We start from the raw sequence: 25,867 nt of genomic DNA on the forward strand, positions 1-25,867 counted from the left end.
TGCCATTTAACTTTCTGCAGCTAACTTACAAACACCTCGTCCATGAACAAACTGCGCTCGCGCGACAAATCCCGGAACCTGTCATTCACTTTAACCAGAGGTTTGAATAAATCAAGCGGATTGATCATTACAATGGTTCCGGTCTCGCCGTTGCTGAGCTGCACCTGCTTGCCGACAAAGCCGGGCAGCAGATGGCCGGTAAGCGCCTGGACCACGTTTCCGTTCAGTTGCCCGAAGCCCAGCTCGTGAACCCGCCGCAGTACGGTGCCCAGCCCTTGCTTGGAACACCCCTGACTTGAGGTGCTGAGTCCAAAATACACATTCGCAACCGTTACAATCTCGGTAAAAGGATGAATGCGGGAGCGGTCCAGCCGGCCCGGATAACCGGAACCGTCGGCATATTCATGATGCTGCAGCGCAACGAGCGCCGTCGTCTCGTCCAGCCCGGATCTGCGGATCATATCATAACCGAAGTGGGTATGCAGTTTGAGTTCTTCCGCTTCAAGCGATGTCAGGGGACCGGGATGGTTCAGAATGGAGAGTGGGATTTGGCTCTTGCCGATATCATGCAGGAGGCCTGCGCAGCTGATCTGGTAGCGCTCTTCCTTGGAATAGCCTAGCCAGGACGCCAAATAATAGGACAGCAGACCGACCTGCAGCGAATGCTCATAGATATCCAGGTCGTCCCGGTCCAGCAGCAACAGCAGGGAGACGACATCTTTTTGCCGGTCAAGAACCTCCAGGAACGGCCTCAGGGTATCCTCGACCACCGATTTCGAAAAGTTCCCCTGCGCCAGCGCTTCCAGGAAAACCGACTCATAACCGAGCAAAATTTGGTCAAATTCTTCGTGTAGCCCATGATCAGTGGCCCTGCCGGCGCCGACTGCCCCCGCGCTGCGCAGCTCAATATCCACATAATCGATCCGGTGCCTGAGCAGCGAAGCGATATCTTCACGCCGGATGGCCGCTCCTTTGGGCAGGACATGCAGACCGTTGGCATTGAAGGTGTCATAGAGCAGGCAGTCGCCGGGTTTGAGGTCTGTCACATGAACTTTCAAGTATCGGCACTCCTTCGTCGTACGGGATGATTTGCTTATGCTTTACTTGATCATAGTCAATCCCGCTCAGCCCCACAATACGGAGAAAGTCACATTCGCCGTCCTGCCCTAGTCCTTATGTATCACTGCTTTTAGCCTCTTCTAAAAGAGAGTGTTTACATCAAAAAGCACTTTTCCGACCAATTGGTCTTCGGCCACAAAAGGGGTGCTCCACAAATGGGAGTCAAAGCTGACGTTCCGGTTATCGCCCAGGAAAAAATAATATCCGGCAGGAACGGTTACCTCGGCAAAAATATAGTTCATCGGTTCTTTGATATACGGCTCATCCACCTTGGCCCCGTTGCGGTATAATGCGCCCTCTTTAATTTCGACCGTGTCGCCGGGCAAGCCGATCAGCCGTTTAACGTATCGGTTTCCCTCTGCATCGTCGGGCGGATAGAATACCACCATATCCCCATGCTCCAGCGTTGTAAGCGACAGCATTTTATTCACGACGAGCCGGTCGTTGATCTGGATGGTCGGAACCATCGAATCCGTAGGCACTCTCATGGCCTCCGCCACATAAGAGCGGATAAACAGCGCCAGGATGACTCCGATCACTATGCTGGGTACCCATTGCTTTATAAATTTCATGGTGCACCTGCCTCCTCTTCGTTCATTCACAGCTTATAGCGTCTTAGAATCCGCGCCATCTCGGCTTCCGCATCAAGGTCTGCCGCAGCGGGCAGGTGCACAATCAGCACCCCGCCGAAAATCTGTTCCCAGCGGCCCTTCTGCCGGGCAACTCTGCCGGTGAAGTCCTTGATCTCCCGCGATTCTGCCGCTTCCTGGCTGAGCAGCCAGGCATGTCTCAGGTAGCCCGATTTACGTACAGTCTCCACATAATAGAAAACACCTTGCTTCTCTTTCACCCGGATGATATCCCCCAGGCCCAGTGCGGGATGGAACAGCGGCGTTTCCTCAATCCGGTATTCATTCCGGGACACCGGAGTTACATCCAATATTTCGATCTCACGCCCTTGCTCATCAAAGCAGATGTGCAAGCCCATAATGTCCGGCACCTTCCTCACCTCCGCTTACAAATCCTGCAAGTATGTATACCTTCATCTTTATTTCCCCGTCCGCAGCCCTCTGGCAATGATGCGTTCAAGCAGCTTCCAGGGGAGCAGCGTCCGGCCGATGATCAGGAGCCGCGTTCCCTTGCCGACCGGATAACGCAGCTTCGGCGACCGCATGCGGACGATGCGTCCAATCAATTCCGCCACCCGGGAAGGGTCCGGCGCAGTCATGGCCGTGCGGCGGGAATAACGCAGCACATCTTCCAGTTCCCTGCGGTAAGGGGAATCCTCCCTGACCTGAAGGCCTGCGATGCCCTTATCCCAAATCGGCGTACGGAATGATCCCGGCTCGACAAGGACAACCTTGACCCCAAAGCCGGCCAGCTCCTGGCGCAGGCTCTCGCTGAATCCCTCGACCGCAAACTTGGAGGCCGCATAGGGACCGTAGCCGGGGAATCCGGTCAAGCCGCTGACGCTGCTGACATTGATAATAATGCCCTCCCTGCGTTTCCGCATGCCGGGAATAACCGCTTTGGAGACCGCCACCACGCCGAAAAAATTAGTATCCATCTGCCGCCGCCACTCTGCCATGCTGATTTCTTCGGTAAACCCGCCTACGGCGAAGCCGGCGTTATTCACCAGAATGTCGATCCCGCCCATAGCAGCCTCGGCTTCCGAAACAGCCTTTATCACCGAAGCTTCATCCGTCACATCCATGATTACCGGGTGTATCCTGCCGGACATATTCATATGCTCAGCCTGCTTCAACAGCTCAGCACCGCGGGTCAAATCACGCATGCCGGCAATCACCCGGCAGCCTTGTGCGGCCAATTGCAGCGCTACGAGCAGGCCAAAACCGCTGGAGGTGCCGGTAACCAGGGCGACGGGGGCGCGGGGAGGTTGATTATCGGATGTCAAAGTGAACCTCCTATGGATAATTATTTTCTCAGATGATTCTTCCATCCATCTCTTCCATTGTATCATAGACTCGTTATCAGATCACAAAGTCCGGCGTCGCACAGGGGAACATATATTCTTTTTTGGCCTTGACTATCCAATCATTTCAAGTTACAGTTGGGATAAATACAGGCAAGCGGGAGAAGCACCTCGCAGAATTGGCGGTTACGCCATTCTTCGTGGTGCTTCTTTGCGTTTGCCATTAACACTTTAGGAGGATGATAACGTATGATTACACCGATGCCACCCGTTAGTAACGCTTCAGGACGAAGAGCTGCATGCAGCCGGATAAGCTGGAGGCTGCTGGCCGGGCTGCTGGCGCTGCTTCTGCTGGCCGGCCGTCCCGGCCTTGCCTCCGCCGACTGGGATTCCTCGCTGCGGGAAATAGAAAGCCTGTATGCCGGTTACACGGCACTTCAGGAAAGCATCAAGGACGCGAACGCCCAGACGGCGGCGCTGCGCAAGCAGAACAATGCGGCCCGCACAGCCGTCAACGCGGCGATTAAAGCAGCCGATGCAGCAGTGCTCGGCTGCTTGAAGAGCGAAGCCGAGGCGCTCCGGAAACGGCATGCCCCGCTGCTGGAACAGTACACCTCGCTCGGCAAGGATATTACCGCCGCACGCAAGACAAAGAACCTCCAGCAGGCGGCGCTGCTGGAGATCAGGCGCAACAAGCTGAAGGCCGCCACTGCGGCGGCCCAAGCCGAAATCAAAGCGAAGAATACTGAATTGGCGCAGGCGAAGGCTTCCGCTGCCGCCAAGGTGAAACCTTCCAAGGATGCGCTGGTTCCCATCGCTGCGCTGAAGAAACAGATCATCGCAGGGATTAAGCAGCTGAGCGCGGCCGCAGCTGAACGCAAGGCTGCGGACAAGACTTACAAGACCGCAGTCAGCTCGGGCGATGCCGTCTCCGCTGCCGGCGCACTGAAGCTGTCCTGTGCGAAGATGCAGAACGAGCTCGCCATCGTTCGTCAGCTCTATGCCTGGGAACAGCAAATCACCGGCGCCCTCCGTGCGGCGGAAGCGAAGCTGCCGAGCTGATGGCGGCTTCCTCAGATCAACTGCACTATTAAGCTGATGACGTAAGCCGCCGGATACAACGCAAGTTGGCCCAGCAAGGTGCCCAGGAAGCGCGAGCCCATCAGCAGCATGTAGATTTTGCCGAGCTGGTCCCGGTACAGCGAACTTTCCGTGGCTTTATGGGTAATCACTCCCAGCTGCGGGTCGATGAACACGGTGAGCAGAATTGTAGCCAGGCCGTTGATCAGCCCGGAGGCTTGGGAAGCGGTGGTGCTGAGCTCAGGCACCAGTTTGGCAGCGTACAGCGAAGACAGCACCCCTACCGTATAGAAGGCGGTGACGAAGATATTCATCACGATAAAGCGCTTAGGAATCCCCAGATATCGGAAGCTGGGAAGACGGAGCCGGGGCCGCCTGATATATTTGCGCGTATTCTTCAATTGCCCGATTGTGACGCTGGACAGCAGCTTGGGAATCGAGCCTTCCAGCTCCAGCCTGGAGATGACCCTGCCGGACAGACCGACGAATGTCGGGAACAGGGCGATGGCGATCAGTGTTCCCAATGAAGAAGCCAGCATAATAATGCGCAGATAATTGTCCAGCGGGAACTCGCTGTGAAGCTTGGCATGATCGACAAACTTGGCGGTCAAGGGCGCCTGAATCATATTGGCCGTCCGCGATACGAGCACTATGATTCCGGTAAGCGAAAGCGCGATGGCAATCTTGTTCAGGCGCACACCGGCGAACCGGACCGCATAAGACAGGGTTTCGGATGTATTGATGATCATGGTCAGCAGAAAGACAACAAGCAGGCTATTCATCATTGTCATGCTTACAGCTCCTAACGTTGTGGCCTCCGCTTACGTAAGCGGCAGGCAGCGAAATCCAGCGCGCCGGCAAGCAGCAGCCCGAGTGTGTACCGCAGCAGGTCGATCCACAGAAATCCCCGGCCGAGAATTAGCCCGCCCAGCCGCGTGGAGCGCCATTCATTGACCCAGTCAGCCTGAACCAGCTGGCTGAATTCGATCAGATAGGAGAACCCGGCTCCAAGCACAAGCGCAACCCATATAGGCTGCCGGGTGAGCAGCACACGGAAAGCGAAATAAATCATCGCTGCCCACAGCGCGTCGCCGAAATGGCTTGTTACAAATGGCGGCAGATGACTGCCAAAGGCTCTTACGCCGAGTCCCGACACCATAACAAGCAGCACTGCACAGCTGTAAGCAAGCTTTGCTGCCATTCTCATCACCTCTATTCAAATACCGCTTTGTCGCTCTCATTGTTCTGCACAAAGATGCTGTGCGGGTAAGGTATGGACAGCTCGGGCAGCTCTTCTTCTGTGAAGAACCGGAACTCATCCGCTTCACCATCGAAGCTGCGCGGCGTTCCCTTTACAACGCTGCAGGCAAAGACAACGATGGAATAAGCCACCTTGTCGCCGTTCTCATAGATATAGGTATATTTATCACCGCCAAATACGCCGAGAACCCGCTGCGGAGTAACCATCAGTCCCGCTTCCTCGAATACTTCGCGGCGGACGGCCCGCGACGGCGTCTCTCCGGGCTCCACCGCGCCGGCCGGAAGGCCCCAGGGTCCCCCGCCCTTGCGGAGCAGCAGGATGTTGCCTTCTTCATTGCGGATCACTGCAGCCACAGAAGGGACCATAAGCAGCTCTGTACCTGCTTTCTCGCGCAAGTTACGGTAATACTCGGATATGGGCATCATTATTCTCCTTTCATGATCGCAGGACAATAATTATAGCAGCGTACCTTCTCATGCTTACCGTCCCGCGCCAACGCATGGCAACTTCTACCACTATATTTGACACTGCCGTCTTGTATTCCTTGTCCAGTATATTAGTGCCTGTCGTAATCTGTTGCCGGGAACCTTCTTCTGCCTGGTGTGAATTCCGGGGGAAAATCAAAAAGACATACCGTAAAATGCACGGTATGTCCGTTTGTGAAGAAGCATAGCTGCCTGAGGAAACAGCATCTGCCCGAGACATTGCAGGATAAGGAATATCACTGCAATCAGATACTGCACTGGCCTAATCTATGTGCCTGCTCAGCTCTCACCGAGATCCCATATTTTGATCCCGCGCCGCCGGACCCAGCAGGTCCAGAGCAAGTCGCTTGCTATTACCAGCGCGGCCCATGGGGCAGCCAGCTGCCATAGCGGCACAATGCGGCTATAGAACCATTCCGCCAGCGGCTGCAGCCCGTACAGGGTGGCAATGGACAGTAACCACCAGTAGAGAGAGAACTTCAGACAGATATGCCCGCCAAGCTGATAAGGCAATTGCGAGTAGTCCCACCACCGTCTGTGGAAAGCAGTCTTCAGCAGCCAGCCGCTGGCATACTCAACTGCAGAGGGGATTACCAGCGCCAGCACCAGCATGAACGGCCATGGCAGATGCAGATCACGCGCGAGCAGCAATAAGAGAGGAGCAAAACCGTACATCGGCTTATAGGGTCCTTTAAGAAACCCTTCTTTATGGAATGTGCCTGCAGTGTAACGATTGTATGCGCCCTCCAGCCCCCAGCCGAGTACAGAATAAAGCATGAAATAGAAGAAATATTCGCCCGCCACCATGATGATGGCGGGGCTTCCGGTTGAAACTGCCGGTGTAAGCATCATTTATCCGCTCCTGCCGCTAATAATTACCAAAGCCAAGCTGTCGCGAAGTAGTATGCCAATGCAGCGGCAGACTTATACATTGTTCCGGACAAACAAAAACCCCCGGCATACGGGGGAAATCACGGGCTGGACGAATTCAGCAGGCCGCTCCGGGCCAGACAGCACTCTGCCGGAGTATGACACGTGTATTATTCTTTAGGGTCTGCCTGGTTCACCATCTGGCTCATGGTGGAGCCGCCGAATTGCGGTTTCTGTAAATCCGGCTTTAATTCGCTGCGTACGCCGACCTCCGACTGATACTTTTTCTCCAGACTGCCGCTGTAGCCGTCGGAACGTTTCTGGCGGTGCCGGCTGCCGTTGTCCCGTCTGCGCATGTTCATTCCTCCCCGCAAGCTGATTTACTTAACCATGGATAAAGCTGCAGGTGCTCCCGGAAGCTGACTCCTGGTGGGGTTGTACTTGAATCCAGTATACATGATTTTCCACAGGCTTCAATACGCGGATGCTCCATTAAAGGCACAGCAGCAACAAAAACAGACCACCCGAAGGATGGCCTGTCTGCAGATCAAAATCTTAGTTTTTGGGAAGCGGGTCGGGATGGGCGGATTCGGCCGGCTTGGCAACCCAATCATCGGCTTCGGGCTCTATGTCCACACCATTCTCCATTTTCTTGCGTTCGGCCAGCGAATCGCCGTCTTTATTTTCCTTGTTGCGGATCTTCGCTTCATCTTGACTGTAGTCCGGCATGACAATTCCCTCCTATCGGTTATATAGGTGTTGCTGTCTTTCCCTAGTTATAGTTACCCGATAGGCAATTTTACAAACATAATTTATACCTGCTAATCCTAAGGAAATTTCCGGAACCTAATGATACAGCATCCATGCGGCTACCGGTCCGACAATGGAACCGACAATGGCGGAGACCGTCATCGCCACCGAGCTCATGGATACCGCCTGCTCGCCGTATTCCAGTGCTTTGGCGGTGCCAAGGGCATGGGAGGCTGTACCCAGCCCGATCCCGATTCCCGCTTCGCCGCGGATGCGGAACAGCTTAATGATATAAGGTCCGCCAATCGCCCCCGTGAAACCGGCAATCATGACGAACACCGAGGTCAGCGATGCATCTCCTCCGAGGTTGCCGGAAATCTGAATGGCCACGGCAGTTGTAATGGATTTCGGCAGCACCGACAGAACATAGATTTTGGAGAACCCGAACCACAGCGCCAGCAGCAGACCGCTGAACATGCCGACCAGCAGTCCTGTAAAGGTCCCGCCCAACACTGCCGGCAGATTATTCCAGAGAACATGACGCTGCTTATACAAGGGATATGCCAAGGACACTACGGCTGGGCCAAGCAGACGGTTGATCCACTCTCCGCCGATCATATAGGTTTCGTAGGAAATATGTAAGCCCAGCAAGAGAACAACTACTGTAAACGTCGCGGTCAGGGCGGGCAGCAGCACCGGCAGCCGGTAGCGTTTATAGAGCATGGACATAAGGAGGTAGACACCGACACTCAGCGCAATAAAAGCAAGGGCAAGCAGCAAGTTCATGCTTCCTTCTCCTTCTTTCCGATCCCGACAACGATTCTGCGACGGGGCTGGAGCCCTTTGCTGCGGCGGGCAATCCACTGGCTGGAATGCGCTGTCACCGCCATCGTAATTACGCTGCTGATGACCAGAATGCCGATCAGCAGCAGGCCTTTGCCGCTGAAGATGTCCAAGTGGTTCATAATGCCCGCCGTTGCCGGGATGAAGAACATCGGCAGATAGGCAAGGATGAACGAGGAGCCCTCCTCAATCATTTTCACCGGCACAATCTTGAGGAGCAGAAGTACAAACAGCAGCAGCAGTCCGACGATACTGCCGGGAATCGGGAGCTGCAGCTGCTTCTGCAGAAATTCTCCGGCCAGGAAGAACAGATACAGCACTCCGACCTGGGCAATGATGCGTAATATTTTCATGATGCAAAGAATCCCTTCAATCTGGAAATAGAATGATATAGCCTAAAGGCTTCCTCTGAAAACTACCTTTATAAGGGTATCAGACATTTCAGTAAATTTTCAATTACATAAATCGAATTTCTGAAATTAAATTCGCCATTTGCAGCCGAACTGTGTACGGGAAATGATACTCATAACAAAAAAGCCTCTCTGACAGCAGACCGTAAAAATCCACTTTCAGAAAGGCTGGTTTGTAAGCTTGAAGCTTGGGCCCGGGGCCGTTTATATCCACTGGATAACCTGATCAGCACTTTGCCGGGTCTTCTCGCGGGGCTCATGCAGTCTGTAGCCGAAGGCCGCCATGCAGGCGATTCCGAAATGTTCGGGGTCCATAACCCCTTCCGCTGTCAGGATTTCTTCAATGGCGGGTTTATTGAAGCCTTCAATCGGACAGGAGTCGATGCCGATCTGCGCGGCGGCAGTCATCATATTGCCGAGCGCGAGATACGTCTGGCGGGCAGCCCACTCGAACATAGCCCGTTCGTTGCCTGCCAGCCGGAAATCGCGGTCCAGAAATTCGGCAAACGCCTTCTGCTTGCCGGCCGCCACTTCCGGAGGCAGCTGCTGCACTTCTTCCGTCATACTGCGCAGATAGGCCGAGCCTGCAGCCATGTCTTGCGGCAGCCGGGCAAGGATCAGCACGAAGTGGCTGGCTGTAGGCAGCTGTTTCTGCGCTCCCCAGGCGTAAGGCTTCAGCTTCCCGCGCAATTCCGGGCTTTGAACTACGACGAACCGCCACGGCTCGAATCCGAAGGAGCTTGGCGAGAGGCGTGCGGTTTCCAGGATAAACCGGAAATCCTCATCGCTGATTTTACGGCTGCCATCGAACTCCTTGGTCGCATGTCTGAATGTAAAAGCTGATAAAATAGCTTCTTTAATACTTGCTGATGCTGTTGCTTCCATTTTTCATTACATCCTTTCGCTCCGGTTTAGGTTTATGAATTGACGGTCACCTGCTTACGAGCTAATCTTAAGATATATACAGCAAGGTTGGAAGTACGCACATTTTTGATATGTAGTATACAAAATGATACCGTAAGGGGTGCAATGATTATGCGCGACCGTAAAGGCGGGTTTGGCGAATGTCCGGAAGGCGCCGTTGCCTGTCCGGTGGAGTATACGCTGGATGTTATCGGAGGCAAATGGAAAGGTGTACTGCTCTATCATTTAATGGACGGAAGCAAGCGGTTCAACGAATTCCGCAGAATCTGTCCCGGCATTACCCAGCGTATGCTGACGCTGCAGCTGCGCGAGCTGGAGGAGGACGGTGTTGTACACCGTGAGGTATATCAGCAGGTTCCTCCGAAAGTGGAATATTCCCTGACTGATTTCGGTCGGACGCTGATTCCGATTATCCAGCTGATGAAAGAGTGGGGCCTGGTATACCAGAGCAAACAGCTCTCCGCAGAGAGCTGCCCGGAAGAGGAGAAGGTACAGCTATAACAGGTTTCTGTCTGCAGCGCAGCATCAAGCGGCCGCAGACTATTCATCCTCGGTGAAAAAATCCTCCGATTTCTGCCGGTGCTCCTCCGTCACCTGGCCGGCCAGCGCCCGGACACCGGCGGCGATAATTGCGGCATCGTCGGTAAGCCCGAGGCCGATGAACGCATCGGGAATCGTATCCAGCGGTGAAATGAAGTAAGCCAGCGCCCCGAAGGCAATCCCTTTGGCCCATAGGGGGGTTTTGGCGTCAATGGCGCAATAGTACATCGCTACCGCTTCTTTGGTGAATGGAATTCTGCCGGCGAACTTGCGCAGCTTGCTCCAGAAGCCTTTTTTGACCAGCGCTTCATTCTCACGCTGATACTTGAAAGTCTCAGCCAGTTCAGTCCCCTTCCCTTCCACCGGCAGCTGCTGTTCTTGATGCTCCTTCATCGTTAGTTCCCTCCTGTCTTCTTCCATTATGAAACTTACATACCGCCGTTTCATACGGTTGAAACGAGCCGTTCCTGCCGCCGGGATGCGGAATTCACCATATGAGGTAAAAAAGTTTAGTGTTGCCAGTACAAAAACGGATAATTTAGTATGGATACTGTGAAACTATTATGCTGTGTGGAAGGAGAGGTTTGCTATCAGATACGGAACTTTGGCGCATACGGCCGGTCGTCTTCCGCTCAAGACCCTTACTGCCGAGCTGGCCACCTACGGTATTGACTTTGTGCAGCTTGCGCTTTCCAAGGCGATTGCCGATATCGACTTATCTACAGGTAAGCTCAGCCCCGGACTTGCCAACTATATCGGGGAACATTTCGAGCGTGCGGGCATCCGCATCGGTGTACTAGGCTGCTATATCGACCCGATCCATCCCGACCCCGTCATCCGCCGGGCGGAGATTGACCGGTTTAAGGAGCATTTGCGTTATGCCCGTCACTTCGGCGCACCCATGGTCGCCACCGAAAGCGGGGGCCTGACTACCTTCAAGCCATTCGATGCAGAACGCTATGAGACGATCGGTTGGGATATCTTCAAAGCCACCGTCCAGGAACTGGCGGAAGAGGCGGAGAAATGGGGCGTCTTCCTGGCTCTTGAAGGCGTATCCACACACACCCTTTCGACTCCGGAGAAGATGCGGCGGATTCTCGATGAGGTTCCTTCGAGCGCCATCGGCGTCGTGCTTGATCCGTGCAACTTGATCGGGACCGACGTGGACTTGCAGGATCAGATCATCGACCAGTCGTTCGAGCTGTTCGGCGACCGGATCATTCTGGCCCACCTGAAGGATATCTATGCCGAAGGCGGACAAATCCGCCATGGCAAGTCCGGCAACGGCTTGTTCCATACGGCCCGGTTCCTGGAGAAGCTCGAAGCCTGCAAACCGATGATCGATGTATCCCTTGAGGAAATCACCGGCGGCGAGATTAAGGAAACGGTGGAATTGCTGAACAGCTTACGTAAATAAAAAATGTACCGTGAAGTGAGAATAGTACGCTGCTTAATCGTAATGCTTCCAGTTCAGCAGATGAATGTCCTCGTCCTGCAGCCACCGGGAAGCATACACAATCTGGCCGGTATGGTAGGCAAAGTGCTCTGCCGTACCGATCAGTACCTTCTGAATGCTCCATTGATAGCTCTCTACCCCGGAGTTCTCCGGATAGTACACCGTTACAACCCGCTCCAAGTCTGCCGCTGTCAGGCCGCGGACAACGCTCCAGCTCTCATCCCTGACTGTCCGCAGGCGGTCCAGAAGCGCTTCCCCGCTCATTCCCCCACGGGTGAGAAATTCGCCCGGGCGGTCACGCACCACCCCCGATCCGCCGATCGCCCCGCCCAGATGCTGGGCTTCGTTACCCGCCAGATGCAGACAGAGATTACCGATGGCGTTCATCTTCGGCCTTGGCCGGTGCCAGATTTTCTCTACCGGCAATCCCCTCACCGCAACCTGCAAATAACCCAGTGACTGATCCAGCTTCCGCATGCATTCTGTTATAATTTCGCTCACCTTCCACGCCTCCCGTGAATAATATAATAGCAAAACGCCTGTGTAAATTGCCTGTACACCCCATTACCAGAAGGGAAGCGATCTGCCTTGAGATTTACCTTTCCCATTCTCACCTTATGTCATGGCGGTGCGCAGCGGATGCTGGTTGAGCTTACCAACGGCCTCACAGCCATGGGCCACCAGGTTGTTATTCTGATGCCGCTGGGAGGTGACGTTTCATATACAGTCCACTCCACACTGCTGCGCACCGATTATACGCTGTTGAGGGAAACAGACTTTCCAAATGCCGATGTCATCGTCTCGAACTTCTACACTACCGTCCCAATTGCCGAAGCGGCCAGCCAAAATGGAAAAGGCGTACATGTGCGGCTGTCCCTCTGCTATGAGCCGCTGTTTCTGCCGGAGAACGAGAAGTCCTTTCCTTCCTATCATACCACTGCAAATTTAGTAGTTTTATCACAATGGCAGCAGGATCTGATTGAACTGAACCATGGAATCACCGGCAGTATTGTCCCGGTCGGAATCAGTGCCGCTTTCCGGAATATGAACATCCGTCACCGTCTTCAGGAACCGCTGAACATTACCGCCATCCTCCGCAAAGAGGAGAACGGCTTCTCCTGGCACCGTGAGCAAAGCTATCTGGTGCAGCAGCTCGATAACGTCAAAGCAAATCTGCCTCATGTAAACATCAACTTCATCAGCCCGCCGGATGAATTCTATTCTTCCCCTTCCCTGCAGGCGATGAAGGCAAGCGGGAAATACCGCTTCTTCACACCGCAGAATGACGCAGAGCTCTGCTACCATTACAATTGCGCCGATATCTTCGTCAGCTCCAGCAGCTTCGATACCGGCTCCCTGCCGGGTCTGGAGGCGATGCGCTGCGGGGCTGCACTCGCTTCCGTATACTCCGGCGGGAATCTGGAATATGCCCGCCATGAGGAGAATTGCCTGCTCTCTTACCGGTATGAGAACCGGCTGGCCTCGGATGTAGCCCGTCTGGTCATGGACCACTCGCTGCGCAGCCGGCTGGCCCAGAAGGGCGAAGCCGATTCGGCGGCCTGGACCTGGGAGAACAGCGTGAAGAAAATGGAGGAGGCGATCCGCCGTATCCTGTCCGGCACGCCGGCGCCGCAAACGCCCAAAACCACCCGCTTCCGTAAGCTCAGCAGCTATTGGGGCGGCAAAGGCTGACTGCCGACAAACCAAACAGCAGCAAATTCCCTGAGGCGGGGAATTTGCTGCTGTTTCTTATATCCGGCTTCGTTAATTGCCGAAGATGACATCCTGCTTCCCTAAGCGGGAGTCATTCCACACCGCCGCCAGCGTATTGGGGAACTGGGTTGCCGCCGTAATATAGTCGCCGATAAGCGGAACCGGCGTCGGCGAATTGCCGTTCGGATTGGTGGACACATCGGTAAGCCTCCGGTTAACGAAGGACAGGCCGCTGTTGATGGACTCCGCCACAAACACATCCAGCAGAAAACCGTTCACCCGGTTCGTATAATAAATCACACGTATCGTTCCAGTAGAGGGCGAGACCGTAATGGACGGCGAGAAATTCTGGGAGCCGGGCGGTGAGCCGGTGATACTGACCGGCGTCGACCACAGGAGGCCGTCCGGTGAACGCGAGAAGAAAATGTCGGCATAGCCTTGCCGGAAATCATTCCATACTGCATATACAGAGCCTGCGAACTGGCCATCGGAAATATCGGCCCCGAGGGCCAGATTGGTCTGGACGCGGAAGGCATACCCCGGCACGGGCAATGGACTGGGCACCGGCACGGTATTGGCAATGAAAGTAGCCCCGCGGTTGGCTGGCGGACTGAAGGTTGCTCCGCCGTCCTGTGAGGCCCGCACCAGTGCATAGGTTGGTCCTCCGCCAATTAGGATATAACCCGCGTACACTTGACCTGCGAGCCCGACGACCAGCGCGGCTCGCTCGATCCGGCCGCGCGGGTCCGAAATGCGGATCGGCGGCTCCCAGGACAAGCCTTGGTTCAGCGAACGCTGGAAGAAGATCGCCGAATTCACCGCCAGATTATAAAGCGGTGTATAACCGACATAAACATTGCCCAGATACGGGCTTGAGGGTGAGAAATCCGAAGCCAGAAACGGTTCATCATTATGCAGATAAGTTCCATACCCCCTGCGGACAATTACCGGCGGATTAAAGGTTGCCCCATTATCAAAGGAAGTGTAAGTAGCGATCGTACCGTCATCGAATTCATTGAAAAAATGTACGGCGACGATAAAGGTGCTCGGGAACGTATAATCAATCGTCGGCGCCTCGGCGCTCGTAAAGCCCGGTGCCTGCGGCAGAATGGTATTTGACCAGGTCTGGCCGCCGTCCAGCGACCGGTAGAATCCGGTCAGTGCCGTACCGGTGCTGTCATCCACCGCCACCACGCACATGATGTTCGGGTCAAGCAAACTGACCGCAATCGAAGGCTCGATATGGTTACCCGGCAGCGCTGCGGTCACATTGACATTTACCATGGCCTATCCCCCTTGGCTCACGTTGGAATGATGGACAACCGGTCAATGTATGTAAGCTCAGGCTGCAAAATCCGGTCCAATACATTGCCTGCGGCATCGAGTGCGAATACGTTGATCATCGTGTTGACTGCACTGTAGAAGTTCATCTGCACTTCATAATAATCTGCAATATTTACGGAATAGGTCTGTACAATTAATTGCTGGGCGTTGATCTGGAACAGTGCCTCTCCGACCGGGACACGGGTGAAATTGACGCCGCGGAAATGAAAAATCTGCAGATTCAAATTGATCGGCACCATAGTGGAATCATTCAGGCAGGAAACCTGTATCCGGTCGATATGATTCAGGCCTGCCGGCGGGTTATAGACGGCGCCCGTGGTATACGGCATGCTCCTCCACCCCCCTCCGGCCGCCGGAAGAGAAGGCTCTTCTAACAATGGTTCGCATAATATTCCTCCCATCTTCAAATGACCGCTTTTATATAATTATGATGGCGGATTTTGTCCAATGAGTGGGGCTTAGCAGGAAACTGTTTCAATTGTTTGCGGGGACCCCGGGGTATACTTCTGCCGCAAAAAAAGGGATGCTTATGCATCCCCATCAAAAATCACATGGACAGCGACAAACCCGAGAAGATCAGCGGTCCGACAATGTTTGGCGGAGTGGCCCCGGAGTAAGCGGAAACGGTGAGTCCATAGGCGTAATAGCCGGCTGGAAGGCCGCTGTCCATATACGAAAAGCTTACCCCGTCGAATCCTCCCGCCGGAACGCTCCCTGCCCGTATCGAAAAGATGGCCGCTCCGTTACGGACGATAGTATAAATACAATCGGCACCAGGCGTCCCGCCAGTGTTCTGCAGCCCTATTGTCGCCTGCAGCAAAGCGTATCCTCCCGCCGCCACATTAAGGCCAAACTGACCCAGAATCGTGCTGTTGGGCAATGTTTGAACGGAAAAAGATGTCGTCTGACTGAAGCTGGAAGGAACATTTTTACCGAAATCTATAATCTGCGCCATACTCCGCTCACCCCATCGAGAGTCCCGAGAAATCGGCGGGACCCACCACATTGGCCGCATTCACAGCGGCAGAATTGACCTGCGAGACACTCATTGTGTAACTGTAGTATCCGGTGGGGATATTAGTATCCACATAGCTGAAAGTAACGTCTTCAAATACTCCTACGCCGTTAATTTGGCTTTGAATTGTAAAAATAGGCGTTCCGTTCCGTGCCAGTATAAACATCAGAATCGGCGAGCCGCCAACAGACTGCATTCCGATTGTAGCATTCAGCAGCACATTGCCCCCTTGCATGACAAACAACCCAAAGTTGGTAAGAAGCGTACTGGAGGGCGCAGCAGCAACCGGGACGGCGAGCGACTGGCTAAAGCTGTTCACGGTACTTTTACTGAAATCAACTAGCTGTACCATAACCAAACCTCCTTATATCGGTTAGTGAGCTTACAATCAGCATATGGAGGATTGCTGCAGTTGTTTGGACCTTTGGGGCCTGTTTATTCAGGAGAAGGCCGGAGCGGCGGTAAAACCATGACATCTGTCTATAGGCATAAACCCGCCGGCAGGGGTAAACTTATAGAAACAGACGGAAGATCAGCACAAAGACGAGGCGATGATAACGATGAATATCCGGGCAGAGAGCGGCGGCCTAAGCTTTAAAACCATGGTCAGCGGCGATTCCATTTCCAAAGGTGTCATTTACGATGAGGCAAGAAGCAAATATGTCATTCTGGAGGATAATTATGTTTCACTGCTCCAGGACAAGCTGAAAGGTGGACTACGCAACACGGCAAGGTTCGGAAATACACTGGTCAAGGGCTTCGGCAACCTGAAGCGGGATGTTCCGAAGGAAAAGCCTGATGTGGTACTGATTGAATACGGCGGCAACGACTGCGATTTTCATTGGGAAGAGATTGCTATAAATCCAGACGGGGAGCATAGTCCGAAAACGGCATTTCCGGCTTTCGAAGCGATGCTCCTTGATATGATCGGATATTTGCGGGAACAGAACATCGTGCCCGTCCTGATGAATTTGCCGCCGCTGAATGCGGAGAGCTATTTCAAATGGGTGGGCGGCAATAACCCGAAATCCGAAAGCAACATTCTGAAATGGCTTGGCAGCGTAACTAAAATCTACTGGTGGCAGGAGAAATACAACTCAACCATTATGAAGGTAGCGGAGAGCACCGGCACACGGCTGATCGATATCCGCAGCGCATTCCTCCAGGAGCCGGACTTTACCAGGCTCATCTGTGTAGATGGTATTCACCCGAACCGGGAAGGGCACCGCGTTATCTATGACAAGGTGCTGAGCTTCATCCGCAGCAGCGAACCGCAGCTGCTGCAGGACGGAGGCTTCCACCCGGCATCCGCATATTAGTTCAGGCACTGCCCTTATGGCTGCCTGCTCCCGTCCTGTGCACAGACAATAACCGCGGCTGTACCGCCGTTCCCGCCTCCCGAAAGCCTATGAGCTGCCGGGAGGTCTTTTGGTTTCAGGACTTCAGCGGCAAACTTTATCCGCTACTGCCGGAACCGGAAACTCCCGGCTGCAAAGACACATACTTATCGCCGAGGACATTCCGGAAATATTCGCGGTTATAGAGCATGCTGGGATGACTCGGCTGGTAGCACAGCGCGGTTTCATTGTAGAAATTGGCCTTCTCCCGCTCGCCGGTGCGGTCATAACATAAGGCCAGCTGCAGGTTGGGCAGCCAGGTGGCATATGCCTCATTCCACATTCCCATGGAATCGGCCGGACGCGGCAGCAGCAGTGCGGTCTCGTACCAGTAGATGGCAGGATGGTATTGACCTTTGTCGAGATGCCAGGCTGCCAGCCGGCAGCACAGCTCAGGCCTTGGCTTATCGTATTGCAGCGCCCGGCAGAGCGCAGAGAAAGCCCCGGTGTAATCGCCCAGCTGCTGGCGGCATTCTCCCAGCCGCAGGCAGGCTTGCAGGTTATCCTCAATCCAGCCCTGCCCCCCGTCCAGAAACCGCTCATAGTAAGCGGCCGCCTCTGCGGCAAGTCCATGGTCGCGCAGCTCGTTGGCATAATAAAACTGGTCGCGCGGCGAGAAGCTCTCCCCTTCCGCCTCCCGTTTGCGGTAAATCCGCAGATTACGGTCTGTATAAGCTTTATCTTTCTCATGGGTGACGCAGACATCGCTGCTGTAGAGGTTGCCGTACACCTCCAGGTATTCATGCACCGGACCGATCCAGCGGAAATTGCGGCTGCGGCGCACGAGCCGGTTGCGCCGGAGGGAAGTCAGCACCCGGCCCTCACTGTCAAAGGCCAGATTATACTGCATGCTGACGCTGTCCACCTCGGGCGAAAGCGTACGCTTCAGTGCCTCCAGCCGGGTCTGGTCCTCCTCCTTCAGATAGTCGTCGGCGTCCAGCCAGAGGATATATTCCTTCGTCGCCTTGCTGAAGGCATAGTTCCGCGCGGCGGAGAAATCGTCGATCCAGACAAAATCGTAAAGGACGGCCCCGAAGGACGCAGCGATCTCTTTGGTCCTGTCCGACGACCCCGTATCGACGATGATGATCTCATCGGCAATCCTCCGGACCGACGACAAGCAGCGGGGCAGACTGTTCTCTTCATTGCGGACGATCATGCACAAGCTGATTTCCAACATAAGTCCCTTGTTCCTCCTGCACGCTTATTGAAATTCTTAAAAGCGATTATCCCTTTATTGATATGCACCTGCTCCCGCAAGGAACTCTTGTACTCACCTACAACGTGAGGCAATCTGCAGGCGCAAATTTTTTTATTGGCGAAGCAGGATTCAAAAAGAAACTTTTCCGCAGATGCTGGGGTCAATATGGTGTATAGAAGGAGGAACCGCATGAGCAGCACGCGCAAAGAGAACGCCTTGATGGAAGCCGGTGAACTGCAGGCGCTGATGGAAACGTACGGGGACGATGTATGGAACTATGCTTACTTCCTCTCCGGCAGCCGCAGCGCCGCCGACGATATCGCCCAGGAAACCTTCATCCGGGCCTATAAATATATGGGCGGATTCCGGGGCGACGCCTCGGTCAAGACCTGGCTGCTGCGGATCGCCAGAGGCCGCTTCCTGACCTTCCGCAGCAACAGCTTTGTCCGCAGGGTAACCCTGCAGGAAGCCCCCGGTGTGAACGGCGCGGCCCGTTCGGCCGAAGATGAATTTCTGCAAACGTCGCTGCACGGGGAAGTGTGGGCGCTGGTACTGAAGCTGCCCCGCAAAGACCGGGAGGTGCTGATGCTGCACGCCCATTACGGGTTGTCGATGGAGGAAATGGCCGGTACCCTGGGCCTCTCGGTGCCGGCAGTCAAGTCCAGGCTGCAGCGGGCACGCCGGAAGGCGGCCCGGTGTCTGGAGAAGGAGCTGAACGAATCATGAGCAAGGAGCATGAGCAATGGGAAGAGCACTTAAAGGACAAGCCGTTCGGAGACGGCAGCTTCACCCCGGAGATGCGGCGGAACGTGGAGCGGCGGCTGGCTGAGACGCCGCGCGGCGGGAGGCGCCGCTGGAGATATGCCATTGCGCTGCTGCCGCTGACGGCGGTGCTGCTGCTGGCCGGATACAGCAGCGGCTGGTTCGGCGGCTACGCGCCGGGGCCGGAAGCGGCGGTGCCGCCGGCGGCGGACGGTGTGAACGCCGGAGGGAACGCTGACACCGGCGGCAGCACGGACGCAGGCGATAGCGCCGGCAACAACGGCAACATAGACGGCGATAGCCTTCCGGGCATAGGAGGCGAAGAAGGCCCCGGCACGCCCGCTCCCGATGCGGAGCCGCCCCAGCCGCTGGTAGCCTTCCCCGCCGCCGGAGGCGGAAAGGCCAGCGTACCGCTGCCGCTGACCACCATCCTAGCGGTTCCCAGCCTGGATGACGGCAGCGGCCCCGCCACAGAGGGGCCGCCGGCCCTGCCGGAGATGAACGATCCCGTGCCTGCCGGGCTCATGGGCGCACTGCAAGCAGCGCTGGTCTACCGCGCAAACGACGGGAGCGGCTACCTGCTGCTGGCCCCGAAGAGCTGGCAGGGCTCGGCGTTTATCGGGGCGAACGGCTCCTACGGGGCCGATTTCCAGGACCCGGATGACCCGCTGCAGACCCTGCGGTACTCCGACAATGCCTGGAGCTGCCATGGCTGTGCAGTCGTCACCATCGGCAGTTATTACCCCGGCAAAGCGGAATGGGCCGAAGAATACGGCTACAGCTTTGAACCCATGAACTTTACCAGCCGGGAGGTTCTGGATGCTGAACAGCGGACGGTCCGCTATACCCTGGCGACGGATGAGGACGGATATGTAAAAGCAGGCGCAATCTATTATGAGGAAGGCGAATGGGGCTATCATCTCCGCCAGATCGAGGTTGCGCTCGCCCCGGACTCCGCACAGAACGAAGCGCTGGAAGCCATACTGGATTTCTTCCTGGCCCACAGGGGAGCACTGGAAGTTCCCGCCCCTGCGGACGGTAACCCGGCGGACAGCGCGGAGGCTCAGCGTTAGGCGCGCCGGGGGCAGGAAAGCTCACTTTATAGGTGATTTTGCGGACGATGTCGCCGATTGGTGTTATAATAGCGGAGAGTTTACTGATTCATCCGAGTCAAAATTCAACAATCCGTAAATTAAAAGGGGACGTTTGCTTTGTCAAAAATCATCAAAACGTTAACCATTGCCGGCAGTGACTCCAGCGGAGGCGCAGGCATTCAGGCCGACCTCAAGACCTTTGAGGAATATGGCACTTACGGCTTCAGCGCGCTGACCACGATCGTAACGATGGACCCGGACAACGGCTGGCATCATAATGTGTACCCGGTCGATCCGGCTATTGTCGCCGAGCAGCTCAAGACCGTTTTTGCCGGCGGGCCTGTCGACGCCATGAAGACCGGGATGCTCGGCAGCGTGGAAATCGTGCAGGTAGCCGAGCAAGCCATCAAGGCAAGCCGGCAGCAGAATGTGGTCATTGACCCGGTTATGGTCTGCAAGGGCGAAGATGAAGTGCTGAATCCGGAGAGCGCCAACGCGATCCGCGATTTGCTGCTTCCGCTGGCAACCGTTGCGACCCCGAACCTGTTCGAAGCCGGCGTGCTCTCCGGATTGGGCAAGCTTAGCACCATTGAAGACATGAAGGAAGCCGCCCGCCTGATTCACAAGCTCGGCACGAAGAATGTCGTCGTGAAGGGCGGCAAGGCTCTGGGCGGAGACGCCGCCATCGACGTATTCTTCGACGGCACCGAATTCACCGTACTGGAGACGGCCAAGATTGAACCGGCCTATAACCACGGCGCAGGCTGCACCTTCGCCGCCGCCATCACCGGCGGCCTGGCGAACGGCCTGTCCGTTCACGATGCCGTAGCCAAGGCGAAGGATTTCGTCTCGGCGGCCATCCGTAGCGGCTATGCCTTTAACCAGTACGTAGGCCCCGTCTTCCACGGCGGCTACCGTTTGGAGCAATAAAGCCGTAAATAAAGAAACCGTGTCTCCTGATCAGGGGACACGGTTTTTTGCATTAAGTTCTAAGAGACGGGCTGTCCTGCCGTTTTATTGCGCAGAGGACTCGGTTGCTATGTGCGCTATCAGACCCAGCGCTTTGGCTTTGACTTCATCATCGGCGAGCACACCGATCAGAATCCGCTGGGTAGCCCGGTTGATCGGCAACGCCGCAACGAACGGCGAGTCCGTAATATCCACCGCGTACAGCTCTTCCTGCCCGGTCTCGGAGTTGGTCCCCCATCTCAGACGGGGGTCATCCTTCTCCAGTGTTCCATCCGTGACCAGCTGCTGCAGGTCCTGAAAGCCCTCCTGCCCTCCGATCCATTCCACCGTCTCTTCGTCCAGAATCAGAATGTTCGGCCGGTTGGCCGCCAGCTCCACCACGGCTTTCTGCATATAGTTCATATCAAAGCCGGTTGCGCCTTCTCCGACCTTCGGCAAATAGGTGATCATGGCACTCACCCTTTTCCATTCCGGATATTGCTCAATGAAGGCCTGCTCCAGCGGCGCGGTCTCACCGTCCGGGTCCTGCACCCCGAAATTGCCGAGGAACATAACCGACGCGTCCAGCGGCGGCAGAGAGGCCAGATATTTTTTATGCTGGATATTGTTATAAATGGCATTGCCGGCAACGGCCAGCACAATGAGGGCAATGACAGAGACGATCACATGCGTGCGGTACAGGCGGAAGAACCGCTCGGTCTTGCTGGCAACCCCCGATAACTTCCCGTATTTGGCCAGCCGCTGTTCCTCGGCTTCTGCGATTTCCTGCTTGTCCAGTGTGTCCAGAATAAACTTGAACGTCTGAAAATCCTCTTCCGGCGCCGCCCTTTCCTCATCCTTGTTCTTTTTGGAACGCTGCCGCTTAATCAGCAGATCGAACCTTTTGTTGATTTCCTCCCTGGATGCGTTTTCAGGCAACCCTAATCGTTCATACGCCTGCTTCAGTTTGTCGTTCACTTTCATTTCTCCTTTTATAAATGATGCCTGTTGGTCCTGTATATGGTACTGCTTCTATTCTAACAGAGATCGTATCTGTTTCTCCACTTTTGCCTATGAGCAGCTTCCAGTAAGAGGAATGTTGTGCCGGAAAAATGGTCACCGTCAAGCACCCCGCAGGTTCAATCCGGCCGGGTATGAGAACATCAAAGACGATGAAACAGGAAGGAAACATAAAAAATTGCCCCCATCTGGTCGATATCATATAGATACTATTATTTATTAACTAAACTTTGGAAAGAAGGATACCCATTACATGAAGACTACCGATGTTCTTATTGCAGCCATGCCTTATCTCAAGCAAGCCATCCGCGAAGACTGCGCGATTTCCTTATTTGACCGTGAGAAATTTCTGTACTTCTCCCCCAGCGAATCGTTACCGCTTGATTTTAAACCGGGTGATCTCCTCAACGAGGAGAACAAGGAGTTCAGGAATTTGCAGAACGGCGTAGAAAAATCGTTTGCTAAGCAACCGGCCGGATCGAGCAGTCGCTGCAAGCCGTGCAGAATTCCATGAAGCTGATGGAGAGTGAAATCGCTGAAATCGCCAGCTCCTCCCAGGAACAGGCGCAGTTGGTGAACGATTTCATGGACACCATTGACCTGCTCAATGCAACCAATCAGAATCTGAAGACGCTGATCCGCACAATTATCGAAGTCAACGCTGGGTAAATCGCACTTCTTCCGGGTTCAATATTGCCCGCTGCGGTGGCAGGCCGCACTTCGGCGGTGCTATAATGGAGCAAATTCGGTGGCGGCGGTGATTAGGCTTGTACAATTATATTAAAAATTTCCTGCAGGCCTGGGCGGACTACCCTCTTGAGGAGGGCAGTGTGCTCGCAGGGAGATACTCCGTTATCTCGCCGCTCGGGACCGGCAGCTATGGCATCACCTACCGCTGCAAGGACCGGCTGGAAGAGCAGGATGTGGCGGTCAAGCAGGCCAAGCCCAGCAAGAAAGGAATCGGTCAGCAGCTGCTGGCATGCGAAAGGGATGTGCTGCAAGCGCTGGAGCATCCGTTTATACCGGCGTGCCGCGGCTTCTTCCGCGAGCAACGCTCCTGCTGGCTCGTGACAGATTACGTGGAGGGGCGTACCCTGGAGGATCTGATATTCGGGGAGGGGCAGACGTTCGGGGAGCAGGACACCGTACGCTGGACCTTGACGCTGCTGGAGCGGGTACAGCATGTCCATGAGCGCGGCTATGTGCATCTGGACATCCGGATTCCCAATGTCATCATCAGCGGCGGGGAACTGTATCTGATCGATTTCGGACTGGCAGCGCCGCTGGGTTCGCCGCTGCCGTCCGGACATCCGCACAGCAAAGCAGGCCGGGATGGCATGCCCCGGCCTGCAAGTATACCGTCGGATCTGGCCGACGTCGGTGAATTGATGCTCTTTATGCTCTACTCCAGGTTTGATCCCGGGCGTGATGCGGCAGAGGCGGACTGGATGGATGAGCTGGCCTTATCGGCACAGCTTAAGCATATCCTGCTGCGGTTGCTTGGCGAGGATACACCATATCTCCATACCTCCGAGTTAATCTCCGATTTGCAGCGGAGTCTCCCGGAACTCAAAAGCCTGACGGACAATGCTTAGCTCGAATGGCTGCCGTAGCGGTTCTTATAATACTTATGCCCTTTGTGGCCGCCATGGCGGTAGTCCGAAGATGAACCTCTTCCGTATCGCGCCCCGGCGCTGCTGGAATGGCGGTAGCTTACCCGCCCCCTCCCGGAGCTGGAATAATGGTTGTGCCCTCGCCTTCCGCGATGGCTGCTTGAGTGCCGGTGACTGCTGTGCTCGACGGAATGCATCACCTTCTGGATCAGCTTTCTGAACATGATACCGCCTCCTTGGAATAATGGATAAGGTGAATATACTTCAAATTAGAACATATTCAGCGGGCCTTTGCAAATCTCACAGGGCCGCGTAAAACCTGGTTTTCATAGTGCTGCGCCGGCTATCCGGAGGCCGGCACTTCCATCTCCATCAGCACAAACCGGATCGTCTGCCCGTCTGCGGTATTATCGAACTGTCCTGCGGGATCAAACCCGGCCTTGCTGTACAGGGCAATGGCCCGTGTGTTGAATGCGGCGACGCTTAGTCTGAGCTTCCGGGGCGCAAATGTTCTGGCGGCATAGGCAATGCCGGCCCGCAGAAACTCAAGCCCTAGGCCCCGGCCGGTCAGCTCCGGCTTGAGGCCAAGCCCGATATCGATCACTGACTCACCTGTATACAGCCCCTGACGCAATCCTCCTGGAACCTGGGCGTTCCGGCCGTAACAGAAGAACCCCACAAGCTCATCCCCGCTGCTGCGCACGGCATAATAAGAACCATCCAGCAGCTCCTGCAATATTTCTTCCAAATCTCCCGTTACATTATAGAGCTCGTAAGGCGCTTCATATCTCCATTCTGCAATACTGCGGGCTTCTTTCTCTGTCATTTTGTTTACGGAATAAGCGGTAAAATCGTTGGTTGGCATAAGCTGTATCCTTTCATTGTTTCTGTTATCCTCAGTACGCCGGAGCCGTTCCAGGTAATGCCTCGATGTGAGCGGCACATCCGTTACGGACTGGAAAGCCGTTATTTGTGCGATTACCCGGTTGTTCTACTGGCAACCTGTCCGCAAGCCTCACAAGTTTGGCGCGGACACCGCCAATCATGCTGCTGATGCATGCTTGCACACCGTGGCGCAGACAAGTTCAGTTAGTATATTATACTGAATCCGGCAGCGGCTGTCCCGGCATCTCCCCAGATTGCAGCAGCTCCGGCGGATTTATTGTAAATTCAAAGCAATTGATGTGAATTTTTTCCTTGCCGTTACCGCTTTCAAGTGACATGATAATTGCAGAATTGCAATTGAACATTCTTGTGAACAAGGGAGCGATATAAGCAATGAGCCAATTTGCCACCGTAAACCAGGATGAATGTATTTCTTGCGGCGCCTGCAATTCCGCAGCCCCTGACATCTTTGATCTCGACGATAACGGAATCGCCGAAGTGATTTTTGCCGGAGACGGCAACCGCGGAGTGACTGCAATTAACGAGGACCTGCTGGACGAATTGCAAGACGCTGTGGACAGCTGCCCGACGAATTGCATTCAGTTAGCCGATGCACCGTTTGCTTCTGCTTCATAGCAGCCATCATTATGGATACGTAAATAAAGTGCCGGGAGCCATCTCCGGGCACTTTATTTGTGTGGATATGGACTTCGAAATCCAGCCACCGCCTATGATCGAATGAACGCCGCTCAATAGGCGCGTTAATTCGTACTGCGGATAACGCCTTTTTTCAAAATCAGATTGCCGTACAGCGCCTCTTCGCCGGTAATGACAACTGCGTAAGCACTTTTGGCGCGCTCATAAAAGGCAAACCGTTCTTCTACGCCGATCACGGCCTCCGGATCACTTGCAGCGATAATCTCCTTGTAGGTGTCCCAGATCACCGGTACCACATTGTCGCCGGGCACTACGCCCATCAGCGCCGCCTGCTGCTGCGCGTAATGGTCCAGCGGCAGCAGCTCCAGGATGGCCGCAAGCAGCTGCGGAATGCCGGTGCCGTCATAACGAACCACCCGGGAGTGCAGGCTGTGGGCGGGGAAATTGGCGTCGGCCAATACCAGCTCGTCGCCGTGGCCCATCTCCATCATGATCTTCACCAGCTCCGGTGCCAGCAGCTTCGGGATATTATAGAGCATCCGTATTC

36 protein-coding genes are annotated in these 25,867 nt (G+C 55.0%); 12 read left to right on the forward strand and 24 right to left on the reverse strand.

Annotated features, from left to right (window positions below):
* Window positions 1-20 precede the first annotated feature (20 nt).
* The 4 genes from F1381_RS10980 to F1381_RS10995 form a co-directional block, all read right to left on the reverse strand.
* A complete protein-coding gene (locus F1381_RS10980; protein WP_151734887.1) occupies window positions 21-1,058 on the reverse strand; it encodes an HD-GYP domain-containing protein in 1,038 nt (345 codons plus the stop codon).
* A gap of 141 nt (window positions 1,059-1,199) precedes the next feature.
* Window positions 1,200-1,691, reverse strand: coding sequence for a signal peptidase I (gene lepB / locus F1381_RS10985; protein WP_151734888.1), 492 nt, complete (start codon window positions 1,689-1,691; stop codon window positions 1,200-1,202).
* 26 nt (window positions 1,692-1,717) lie between these two features.
* On the reverse strand, window positions 1,718-2,119 hold the full coding sequence (locus tag F1381_RS10990; RefSeq protein ID WP_151734889.1) for a DUF4265 domain-containing protein: 402 nt from the start codon (window positions 2,117-2,119) through the stop codon (window positions 1,718-1,720).
* Between the two features lie 48 nt (window positions 2,120-2,167).
* Window positions 2,168-3,034, reverse strand: a complete 867-nt coding sequence (locus tag F1381_RS10995; RefSeq protein ID WP_246187983.1) for an SDR family oxidoreductase — start codon at window positions 3,032-3,034, stop codon at window positions 2,168-2,170.
* Window positions 3,035-3,301: 267 nt separating this feature from the next.
* Here F1381_RS10995 and F1381_RS11000 point away from each other — a divergent pair, with 267 nt between their 5' ends.
* The gene (locus F1381_RS11000; RefSeq protein WP_151734891.1) at window positions 3,302-4,114 is read left to right on the forward strand and encodes a hypothetical protein; all 813 of its coding nucleotides are present in this window, start codon (window positions 3,302-3,304) and stop codon (window positions 4,112-4,114) included.
* An 11-nt stretch (window positions 4,115-4,125) separates the two neighbouring features.
* Here the strand turns inward: F1381_RS11000 and F1381_RS11005 are convergent, their stop codons facing one another.
* The 9 genes from F1381_RS11005 to F1381_RS11040 form a co-directional block, all read right to left on the reverse strand.
* Window positions 4,126-4,917 (reverse strand): lipid II flippase Amj family protein, encoded by a 792-nt coding sequence (locus tag F1381_RS11005; protein ID WP_151734993.1) that lies wholly within the window; start codon window positions 4,915-4,917, stop codon window positions 4,126-4,128.
* Window positions 4,918-4,934: 17 nt separating this feature from the next.
* Window positions 4,935-5,333 carry a ribosomal maturation YjgA family protein gene (locus tag F1381_RS11010; RefSeq protein ID WP_151734892.1) on the reverse strand — a complete coding sequence of 133 codons (399 nt, stop codon included), beginning with the start codon at window positions 5,331-5,333 and terminating at the stop codon, window positions 4,935-4,937.
* A gap of 11 nt (window positions 5,334-5,344) precedes the next feature.
* Window positions 5,345-5,815, reverse strand: coding sequence for an NUDIX domain-containing protein (locus F1381_RS11015; protein WP_151734994.1), 471 nt, complete (start codon window positions 5,813-5,815; stop codon window positions 5,345-5,347).
* A 342-nt stretch (window positions 5,816-6,157) separates the two neighbouring features.
* Window positions 6,158-6,730 carry a putative ABC transporter permease gene (locus F1381_RS11020; RefSeq protein WP_246187984.1) on the reverse strand — a complete coding sequence of 191 codons (573 nt, stop codon included), beginning with the start codon at window positions 6,728-6,730 and terminating at the stop codon, window positions 6,158-6,160.
* A 188-nt stretch (window positions 6,731-6,918) separates the two neighbouring features.
* A complete protein-coding gene (locus F1381_RS11025) occupies window positions 6,919-7,104 on the reverse strand; it encodes a hypothetical protein (protein ID WP_151734893.1) in 186 nt (61 codons plus the stop codon).
* Between the two features lie 199 nt (window positions 7,105-7,303).
* Window positions 7,304-7,477, reverse strand: coding sequence for a hypothetical protein (locus tag F1381_RS28225; RefSeq protein ID WP_187355291.1), 174 nt, complete (start codon window positions 7,475-7,477; stop codon window positions 7,304-7,306).
* A 117-nt stretch (window positions 7,478-7,594) separates the two neighbouring features.
* Window positions 7,595-8,284 carry an LrgB family protein gene (locus tag F1381_RS11030; protein WP_151734894.1) on the reverse strand — a complete coding sequence of 230 codons (690 nt, stop codon included), beginning with the start codon at window positions 8,282-8,284 and terminating at the stop codon, window positions 7,595-7,597.
* Entirely contained in the window at window positions 8,281-8,694 is a 414-nt protein-coding gene (locus tag F1381_RS11035) for a CidA/LrgA family protein (protein ID WP_151734895.1), read from the reverse strand. Before F1381_RS11035 ends, F1381_RS11030 begins: the two co-directional genes overlap by 4 nt.
* Before the next feature lie 261 nt (window positions 8,695-8,955).
* The gene (locus tag F1381_RS11040) at window positions 8,956-9,636 is read right to left on the reverse strand and encodes an NAD(P)H-dependent oxidoreductase (protein WP_151734896.1); all 681 of its coding nucleotides are present in this window, start codon (window positions 9,634-9,636) and stop codon (window positions 8,956-8,958) included.
* Window positions 9,637-9,786: 150 nt separating this feature from the next.
* Between F1381_RS11040 and F1381_RS11045 the strand changes: the two genes are divergently transcribed.
* On the forward strand, window positions 9,787-10,176 hold the full coding sequence (locus F1381_RS11045) for a winged helix-turn-helix transcriptional regulator (RefSeq protein WP_151734897.1): 390 nt from the start codon (window positions 9,787-9,789) through the stop codon (window positions 10,174-10,176).
* A 39-nt stretch (window positions 10,177-10,215) separates the two neighbouring features.
* Here the strand turns inward: F1381_RS11045 and F1381_RS11050 are convergent, their stop codons facing one another.
* Window positions 10,216-10,608 carry a YkvA family protein gene (locus F1381_RS11050; RefSeq protein ID WP_151734898.1) on the reverse strand — a complete coding sequence of 131 codons (393 nt, stop codon included), beginning with the start codon at window positions 10,606-10,608 and terminating at the stop codon, window positions 10,216-10,218.
* Between the two features lie 211 nt (window positions 10,609-10,819).
* On the opposite strand from F1381_RS11050, the gene F1381_RS11055 reads away from it, so the two are divergent.
* Window positions 10,820-11,632 carry a sugar phosphate isomerase/epimerase family protein gene (locus F1381_RS11055; RefSeq protein ID WP_246187985.1) on the forward strand — a complete coding sequence of 271 codons (813 nt, stop codon included), beginning with the start codon at window positions 10,820-10,822 and terminating at the stop codon, window positions 11,630-11,632.
* A gap of 33 nt (window positions 11,633-11,665) precedes the next feature.
* Here F1381_RS11055 and F1381_RS11060 read toward each other — a convergent pair whose 3' ends face one another.
* A complete protein-coding gene (locus F1381_RS11060) occupies window positions 11,666-12,172 on the reverse strand; it encodes a DinB family protein (RefSeq protein ID WP_151734899.1) in 507 nt (168 codons plus the stop codon).
* 87 nt (window positions 12,173-12,259) lie between these two features.
* Here F1381_RS11060 and F1381_RS11065 point away from each other — a divergent pair, with 87 nt between their 5' ends.
* The gene (locus tag F1381_RS11065) at window positions 12,260-13,363 is read left to right on the forward strand and encodes a glycosyltransferase family 4 protein (RefSeq protein ID WP_151734900.1); all 1,104 of its coding nucleotides are present in this window, start codon (window positions 12,260-12,262) and stop codon (window positions 13,361-13,363) included.
* 72 nt (window positions 13,364-13,435) lie between these two features.
* Here F1381_RS11065 and F1381_RS11070 read toward each other — a convergent pair whose 3' ends face one another.
* The 4 genes from F1381_RS11070 to F1381_RS11085 all read right to left on the reverse strand — a co-directional run bounded on the left by F1381_RS11070 (window position 13,436) and on the right by F1381_RS11085 (window position 16,095).
* Window positions 13,436-14,668, reverse strand: coding sequence for a beta propeller repeat protein (locus tag F1381_RS11070; protein WP_151734901.1), 1,233 nt, complete (start codon window positions 14,666-14,668; stop codon window positions 13,436-13,438).
* A gap of 17 nt (window positions 14,669-14,685) precedes the next feature.
* Window positions 14,686-15,057 carry a hypothetical protein gene (locus tag F1381_RS11075; protein WP_151734902.1) on the reverse strand — a complete coding sequence of 124 codons (372 nt, stop codon included), beginning with the start codon at window positions 15,055-15,057 and terminating at the stop codon, window positions 14,686-14,688.
* A gap of 218 nt (window positions 15,058-15,275) precedes the next feature.
* Window positions 15,276-15,608 (reverse strand): hypothetical protein, encoded by a 333-nt coding sequence (locus F1381_RS11080; RefSeq protein ID WP_187355292.1) that lies wholly within the window; start codon window positions 15,606-15,608, stop codon window positions 15,276-15,278.
* A gap of 82 nt (window positions 15,609-15,690) precedes the next feature.
* Window positions 15,691-16,095 (reverse strand): hypothetical protein, encoded by a 405-nt coding sequence (locus F1381_RS11085; RefSeq protein ID WP_151734904.1) that lies wholly within the window; start codon window positions 16,093-16,095, stop codon window positions 15,691-15,693.
* A 208-nt stretch (window positions 16,096-16,303) separates the two neighbouring features.
* Between F1381_RS11085 and F1381_RS11090 the strand changes: the two genes are divergently transcribed.
* Window positions 16,304-17,062 carry an SGNH/GDSL hydrolase family protein gene (locus F1381_RS11090; protein ID WP_151734905.1) on the forward strand — a complete coding sequence of 253 codons (759 nt, stop codon included), beginning with the start codon at window positions 16,304-16,306 and terminating at the stop codon, window positions 17,060-17,062.
* Window positions 17,063-17,198: 136 nt separating this feature from the next.
* Here the strand turns inward: F1381_RS11090 and F1381_RS11095 are convergent, their stop codons facing one another.
* Window positions 17,199-18,320 carry a glycosyltransferase gene (locus F1381_RS11095; protein ID WP_151734906.1) on the reverse strand — a complete coding sequence of 374 codons (1,122 nt, stop codon included), beginning with the start codon at window positions 18,318-18,320 and terminating at the stop codon, window positions 17,199-17,201.
* A gap of 210 nt (window positions 18,321-18,530) precedes the next feature.
* On the opposite strand from F1381_RS11095, the gene F1381_RS11100 reads away from it, so the two are divergent.
* The 3 genes from F1381_RS11100 (at window position 18,531) to thiD (ending at window position 21,127) form a co-directional block, all read left to right on the forward strand.
* Complete coding sequence (locus F1381_RS11100) at window positions 18,531-19,067, forward strand: RNA polymerase sigma factor (protein WP_151734907.1); 537 nt, start codon at window positions 18,531-18,533, stop codon at window positions 19,065-19,067.
* A complete protein-coding gene (locus F1381_RS11105) occupies window positions 19,064-20,176 on the forward strand; it encodes a DUF4850 domain-containing protein (RefSeq protein ID WP_151734908.1) in 1,113 nt (370 codons plus the stop codon). The genes F1381_RS11100 and F1381_RS11105 overlap by 4 nt, the downstream gene beginning before the upstream one ends.
* 138 nt (window positions 20,177-20,314) lie before the next feature.
* Window positions 20,315-21,127, forward strand: a complete 813-nt coding sequence (thiD, locus tag F1381_RS11110) for a bifunctional hydroxymethylpyrimidine kinase/phosphomethylpyrimidine kinase (protein WP_151734909.1) — start codon at window positions 20,315-20,317, stop codon at window positions 21,125-21,127.
* 84 nt (window positions 21,128-21,211) lie between these two features.
* On the opposite strand, the gene F1381_RS11115 is transcribed toward thiD, so the two are convergent.
* On the reverse strand, window positions 21,212-22,123 hold the full coding sequence (locus F1381_RS11115) for a hypothetical protein (protein ID WP_151734910.1): 912 nt from the start codon (window positions 22,121-22,123) through the stop codon (window positions 21,212-21,214).
* 295 nt (window positions 22,124-22,418) lie between these two features.
* On the opposite strand from F1381_RS11115, the gene F1381_RS28790 reads away from it, so the two are divergent.
* The 3 genes from F1381_RS28790 (at window position 22,419) to F1381_RS11125 (ending at window position 23,760) form a co-directional block, all read left to right on the forward strand.
* A complete protein-coding gene (locus F1381_RS28790; RefSeq protein WP_246187986.1) occupies window positions 22,419-22,679 on the forward strand; it encodes a hypothetical protein in 261 nt (86 codons plus the stop codon).
* Window positions 22,664-22,834, forward strand: coding sequence for a hypothetical protein (locus tag F1381_RS28795; protein ID WP_246187987.1), 171 nt, complete (start codon window positions 22,664-22,666; stop codon window positions 22,832-22,834). The genes F1381_RS28790 and F1381_RS28795 overlap by 16 nt, the downstream gene beginning before the upstream one ends.
* Before the next feature lie 98 nt (window positions 22,835-22,932).
* Window positions 22,933-23,760 carry a serine/threonine protein kinase gene (locus F1381_RS11125; protein WP_151734911.1) on the forward strand — a complete coding sequence of 276 codons (828 nt, stop codon included), beginning with the start codon at window positions 22,933-22,935 and terminating at the stop codon, window positions 23,758-23,760.
* On the opposite strand, the gene F1381_RS11130 is transcribed toward F1381_RS11125, so the two are convergent.
* Both F1381_RS11130 and F1381_RS11135 read right to left on the reverse strand, forming a co-directional pair.
* On the reverse strand, window positions 23,757-24,002 hold the full coding sequence (locus tag F1381_RS11130) for a hypothetical protein (protein ID WP_151734912.1): 246 nt from the start codon (window positions 24,000-24,002) through the stop codon (window positions 23,757-23,759). The genes F1381_RS11125 and F1381_RS11130 overlap by 4 nt on opposite strands.
* 119 nt (window positions 24,003-24,121) lie before the next feature.
* Window positions 24,122-24,643, reverse strand: coding sequence for a GNAT family N-acetyltransferase (locus F1381_RS11135; protein WP_151734913.1), 522 nt, complete (start codon window positions 24,641-24,643; stop codon window positions 24,122-24,124).
* 413 nt (window positions 24,644-25,056) lie between these two features.
* Between F1381_RS11135 and F1381_RS11140 the strand changes: the two genes are divergently transcribed.
* Entirely contained in the window at window positions 25,057-25,299 is a 243-nt protein-coding gene (locus F1381_RS11140) for a ferredoxin (protein ID WP_151734914.1), read from the forward strand.
* Window positions 25,300-25,424: 125 nt separating this feature from the next.
* Here F1381_RS11140 and fucU read toward each other — a convergent pair whose 3' ends face one another.
* Entirely contained in the window at window positions 25,425-25,859 is a 435-nt protein-coding gene (gene fucU / locus F1381_RS11145; RefSeq protein WP_151734915.1) for an L-fucose mutarotase, read from the reverse strand.
* Between the last annotated feature and the right edge of the window lie 8 nt (window positions 25,860-25,867).

Origin of the sequence: Paenibacillus tengchongensis, from assembly GCF_008973665.1 — a bacterium.
GTDB classification, from domain to species: Bacteria; Bacillota; Bacilli; order Paenibacillales; family Paenibacillaceae; genus Paenibacillus_AQ; species Paenibacillus_AQ tengchongensis.

What these genes read in the sequence shown, in the direction of transcription:
- lepB (WP_151734888.1), bottom strand. Translation starts at nt 1,691, where the DNA reads ATGAAATTTATAAAGCAATGGGTACCCAGCATAGTGATCGGAGTCATC.
- F1381_RS11000 (WP_151734891.1), top strand. Translation starts at nt 3,302, where the DNA reads ATGATTACACCGATGCCACCCGTTAGTAACGCTTCAGGACGAAGAGCT.
- F1381_RS11005 (WP_151734993.1), bottom strand. Translation starts at nt 4,917, where the DNA reads ATGATGAATAGCCTGCTTGTTGTCTTTCTGCTGACCATGATCATCAAT.
- F1381_RS11010 (WP_151734892.1), bottom strand. Translation starts at nt 5,333, where the DNA reads ATGGCAGCAAAGCTTGCTTACAGCTGTGCAGTGCTGCTTGTTATGGTG.
- F1381_RS11015 (WP_151734994.1), bottom strand. Translation starts at nt 5,815, where the DNA reads ATGCCCATATCCGAGTATTACCGTAACTTGCGCGAGAAAGCAGGTACA.
- F1381_RS11020 (WP_246187984.1), bottom strand. Translation starts at nt 6,730, where the DNA reads ATGATGCTTACACCGGCAGTTTCAACCGGAAGCCCCGCCATCATCATG.
- F1381_RS11025 (WP_151734893.1), bottom strand. Translation starts at nt 7,104, where the DNA reads ATGCGCAGACGGGACAACGGCAGCCGGCACCGCCAGAAACGTTCCGAC.
- F1381_RS28225 (WP_187355291.1), bottom strand. Translation starts at nt 7,477, where the DNA reads ATGCCGGACTACAGTCAAGATGAAGCGAAGATCCGCAACAAGGAAAAT.
- F1381_RS11030 (WP_151734894.1), bottom strand. Translation starts at nt 8,284, where the DNA reads ATGAACTTGCTGCTTGCCCTTGCTTTTATTGCGCTGAGTGTCGGTGTC.
- F1381_RS11035 (WP_151734895.1), bottom strand. Translation starts at nt 8,694, where the DNA reads ATGAAAATATTACGCATCATTGCCCAGGTCGGAGTGCTGTATCTGTTC.
- F1381_RS11040 (WP_151734896.1), bottom strand. Translation starts at nt 9,636, where the DNA reads ATGGAAGCAACAGCATCAGCAAGTATTAAAGAAGCTATTTTATCAGCT.
- F1381_RS11045 (WP_151734897.1), top strand. Translation starts at nt 9,787, where the DNA reads ATGCGCGACCGTAAAGGCGGGTTTGGCGAATGTCCGGAAGGCGCCGTT.
- F1381_RS11050 (WP_151734898.1), bottom strand. Translation starts at nt 10,608, where the DNA reads ATGAAGGAGCATCAAGAACAGCAGCTGCCGGTGGAAGGGAAGGGGACT.
- F1381_RS11070 (WP_151734901.1), bottom strand. Translation starts at nt 14,668, where the DNA reads ATGGTAAATGTCAATGTGACCGCAGCGCTGCCGGGTAACCATATCGAG.
- F1381_RS11075 (WP_151734902.1), bottom strand. Translation starts at nt 15,057, where the DNA reads ATGCCGTATACCACGGGCGCCGTCTATAACCCGCCGGCAGGCCTGAAT.
- F1381_RS11085 (WP_151734904.1), bottom strand. Translation starts at nt 16,095, where the DNA reads ATGGTACAGCTAGTTGATTTCAGTAAAAGTACCGTGAACAGCTTTAGC.
- F1381_RS11090 (WP_151734905.1), top strand. Translation starts at nt 16,304, where the DNA reads ATGAATATCCGGGCAGAGAGCGGCGGCCTAAGCTTTAAAACCATGGTC.
- F1381_RS11095 (WP_151734906.1), bottom strand. Translation starts at nt 18,320, where the DNA reads ATGTTGGAAATCAGCTTGTGCATGATCGTCCGCAATGAAGAGAACAGT.
- F1381_RS11100 (WP_151734907.1), top strand. Translation starts at nt 18,531, where the DNA reads ATGAGCAGCACGCGCAAAGAGAACGCCTTGATGGAAGCCGGTGAACTG.
- F1381_RS11105 (WP_151734908.1), top strand. Translation starts at nt 19,064, where the DNA reads ATGAGCAAGGAGCATGAGCAATGGGAAGAGCACTTAAAGGACAAGCCG.
- F1381_RS28790 (WP_246187986.1), top strand. Translation starts at nt 22,419, where the DNA reads ATGAAGACTACCGATGTTCTTATTGCAGCCATGCCTTATCTCAAGCAA.
- F1381_RS11130 (WP_151734912.1), bottom strand. Translation starts at nt 24,002, where the DNA reads ATGTTCAGAAAGCTGATCCAGAAGGTGATGCATTCCGTCGAGCACAGC.
- F1381_RS11135 (WP_151734913.1), bottom strand. Translation starts at nt 24,643, where the DNA reads ATGCCAACCAACGATTTTACCGCTTATTCCGTAAACAAAATGACAGAG.
- F1381_RS11140 (WP_151734914.1), top strand. Translation starts at nt 25,057, where the DNA reads ATGAGCCAATTTGCCACCGTAAACCAGGATGAATGTATTTCTTGCGGC.
- fucU (WP_151734915.1), bottom strand. Translation starts at nt 25,859, where the DNA reads ATGCTCTATAATATCCCGAAGCTGCTGGCACCGGAGCTGGTGAAGATC.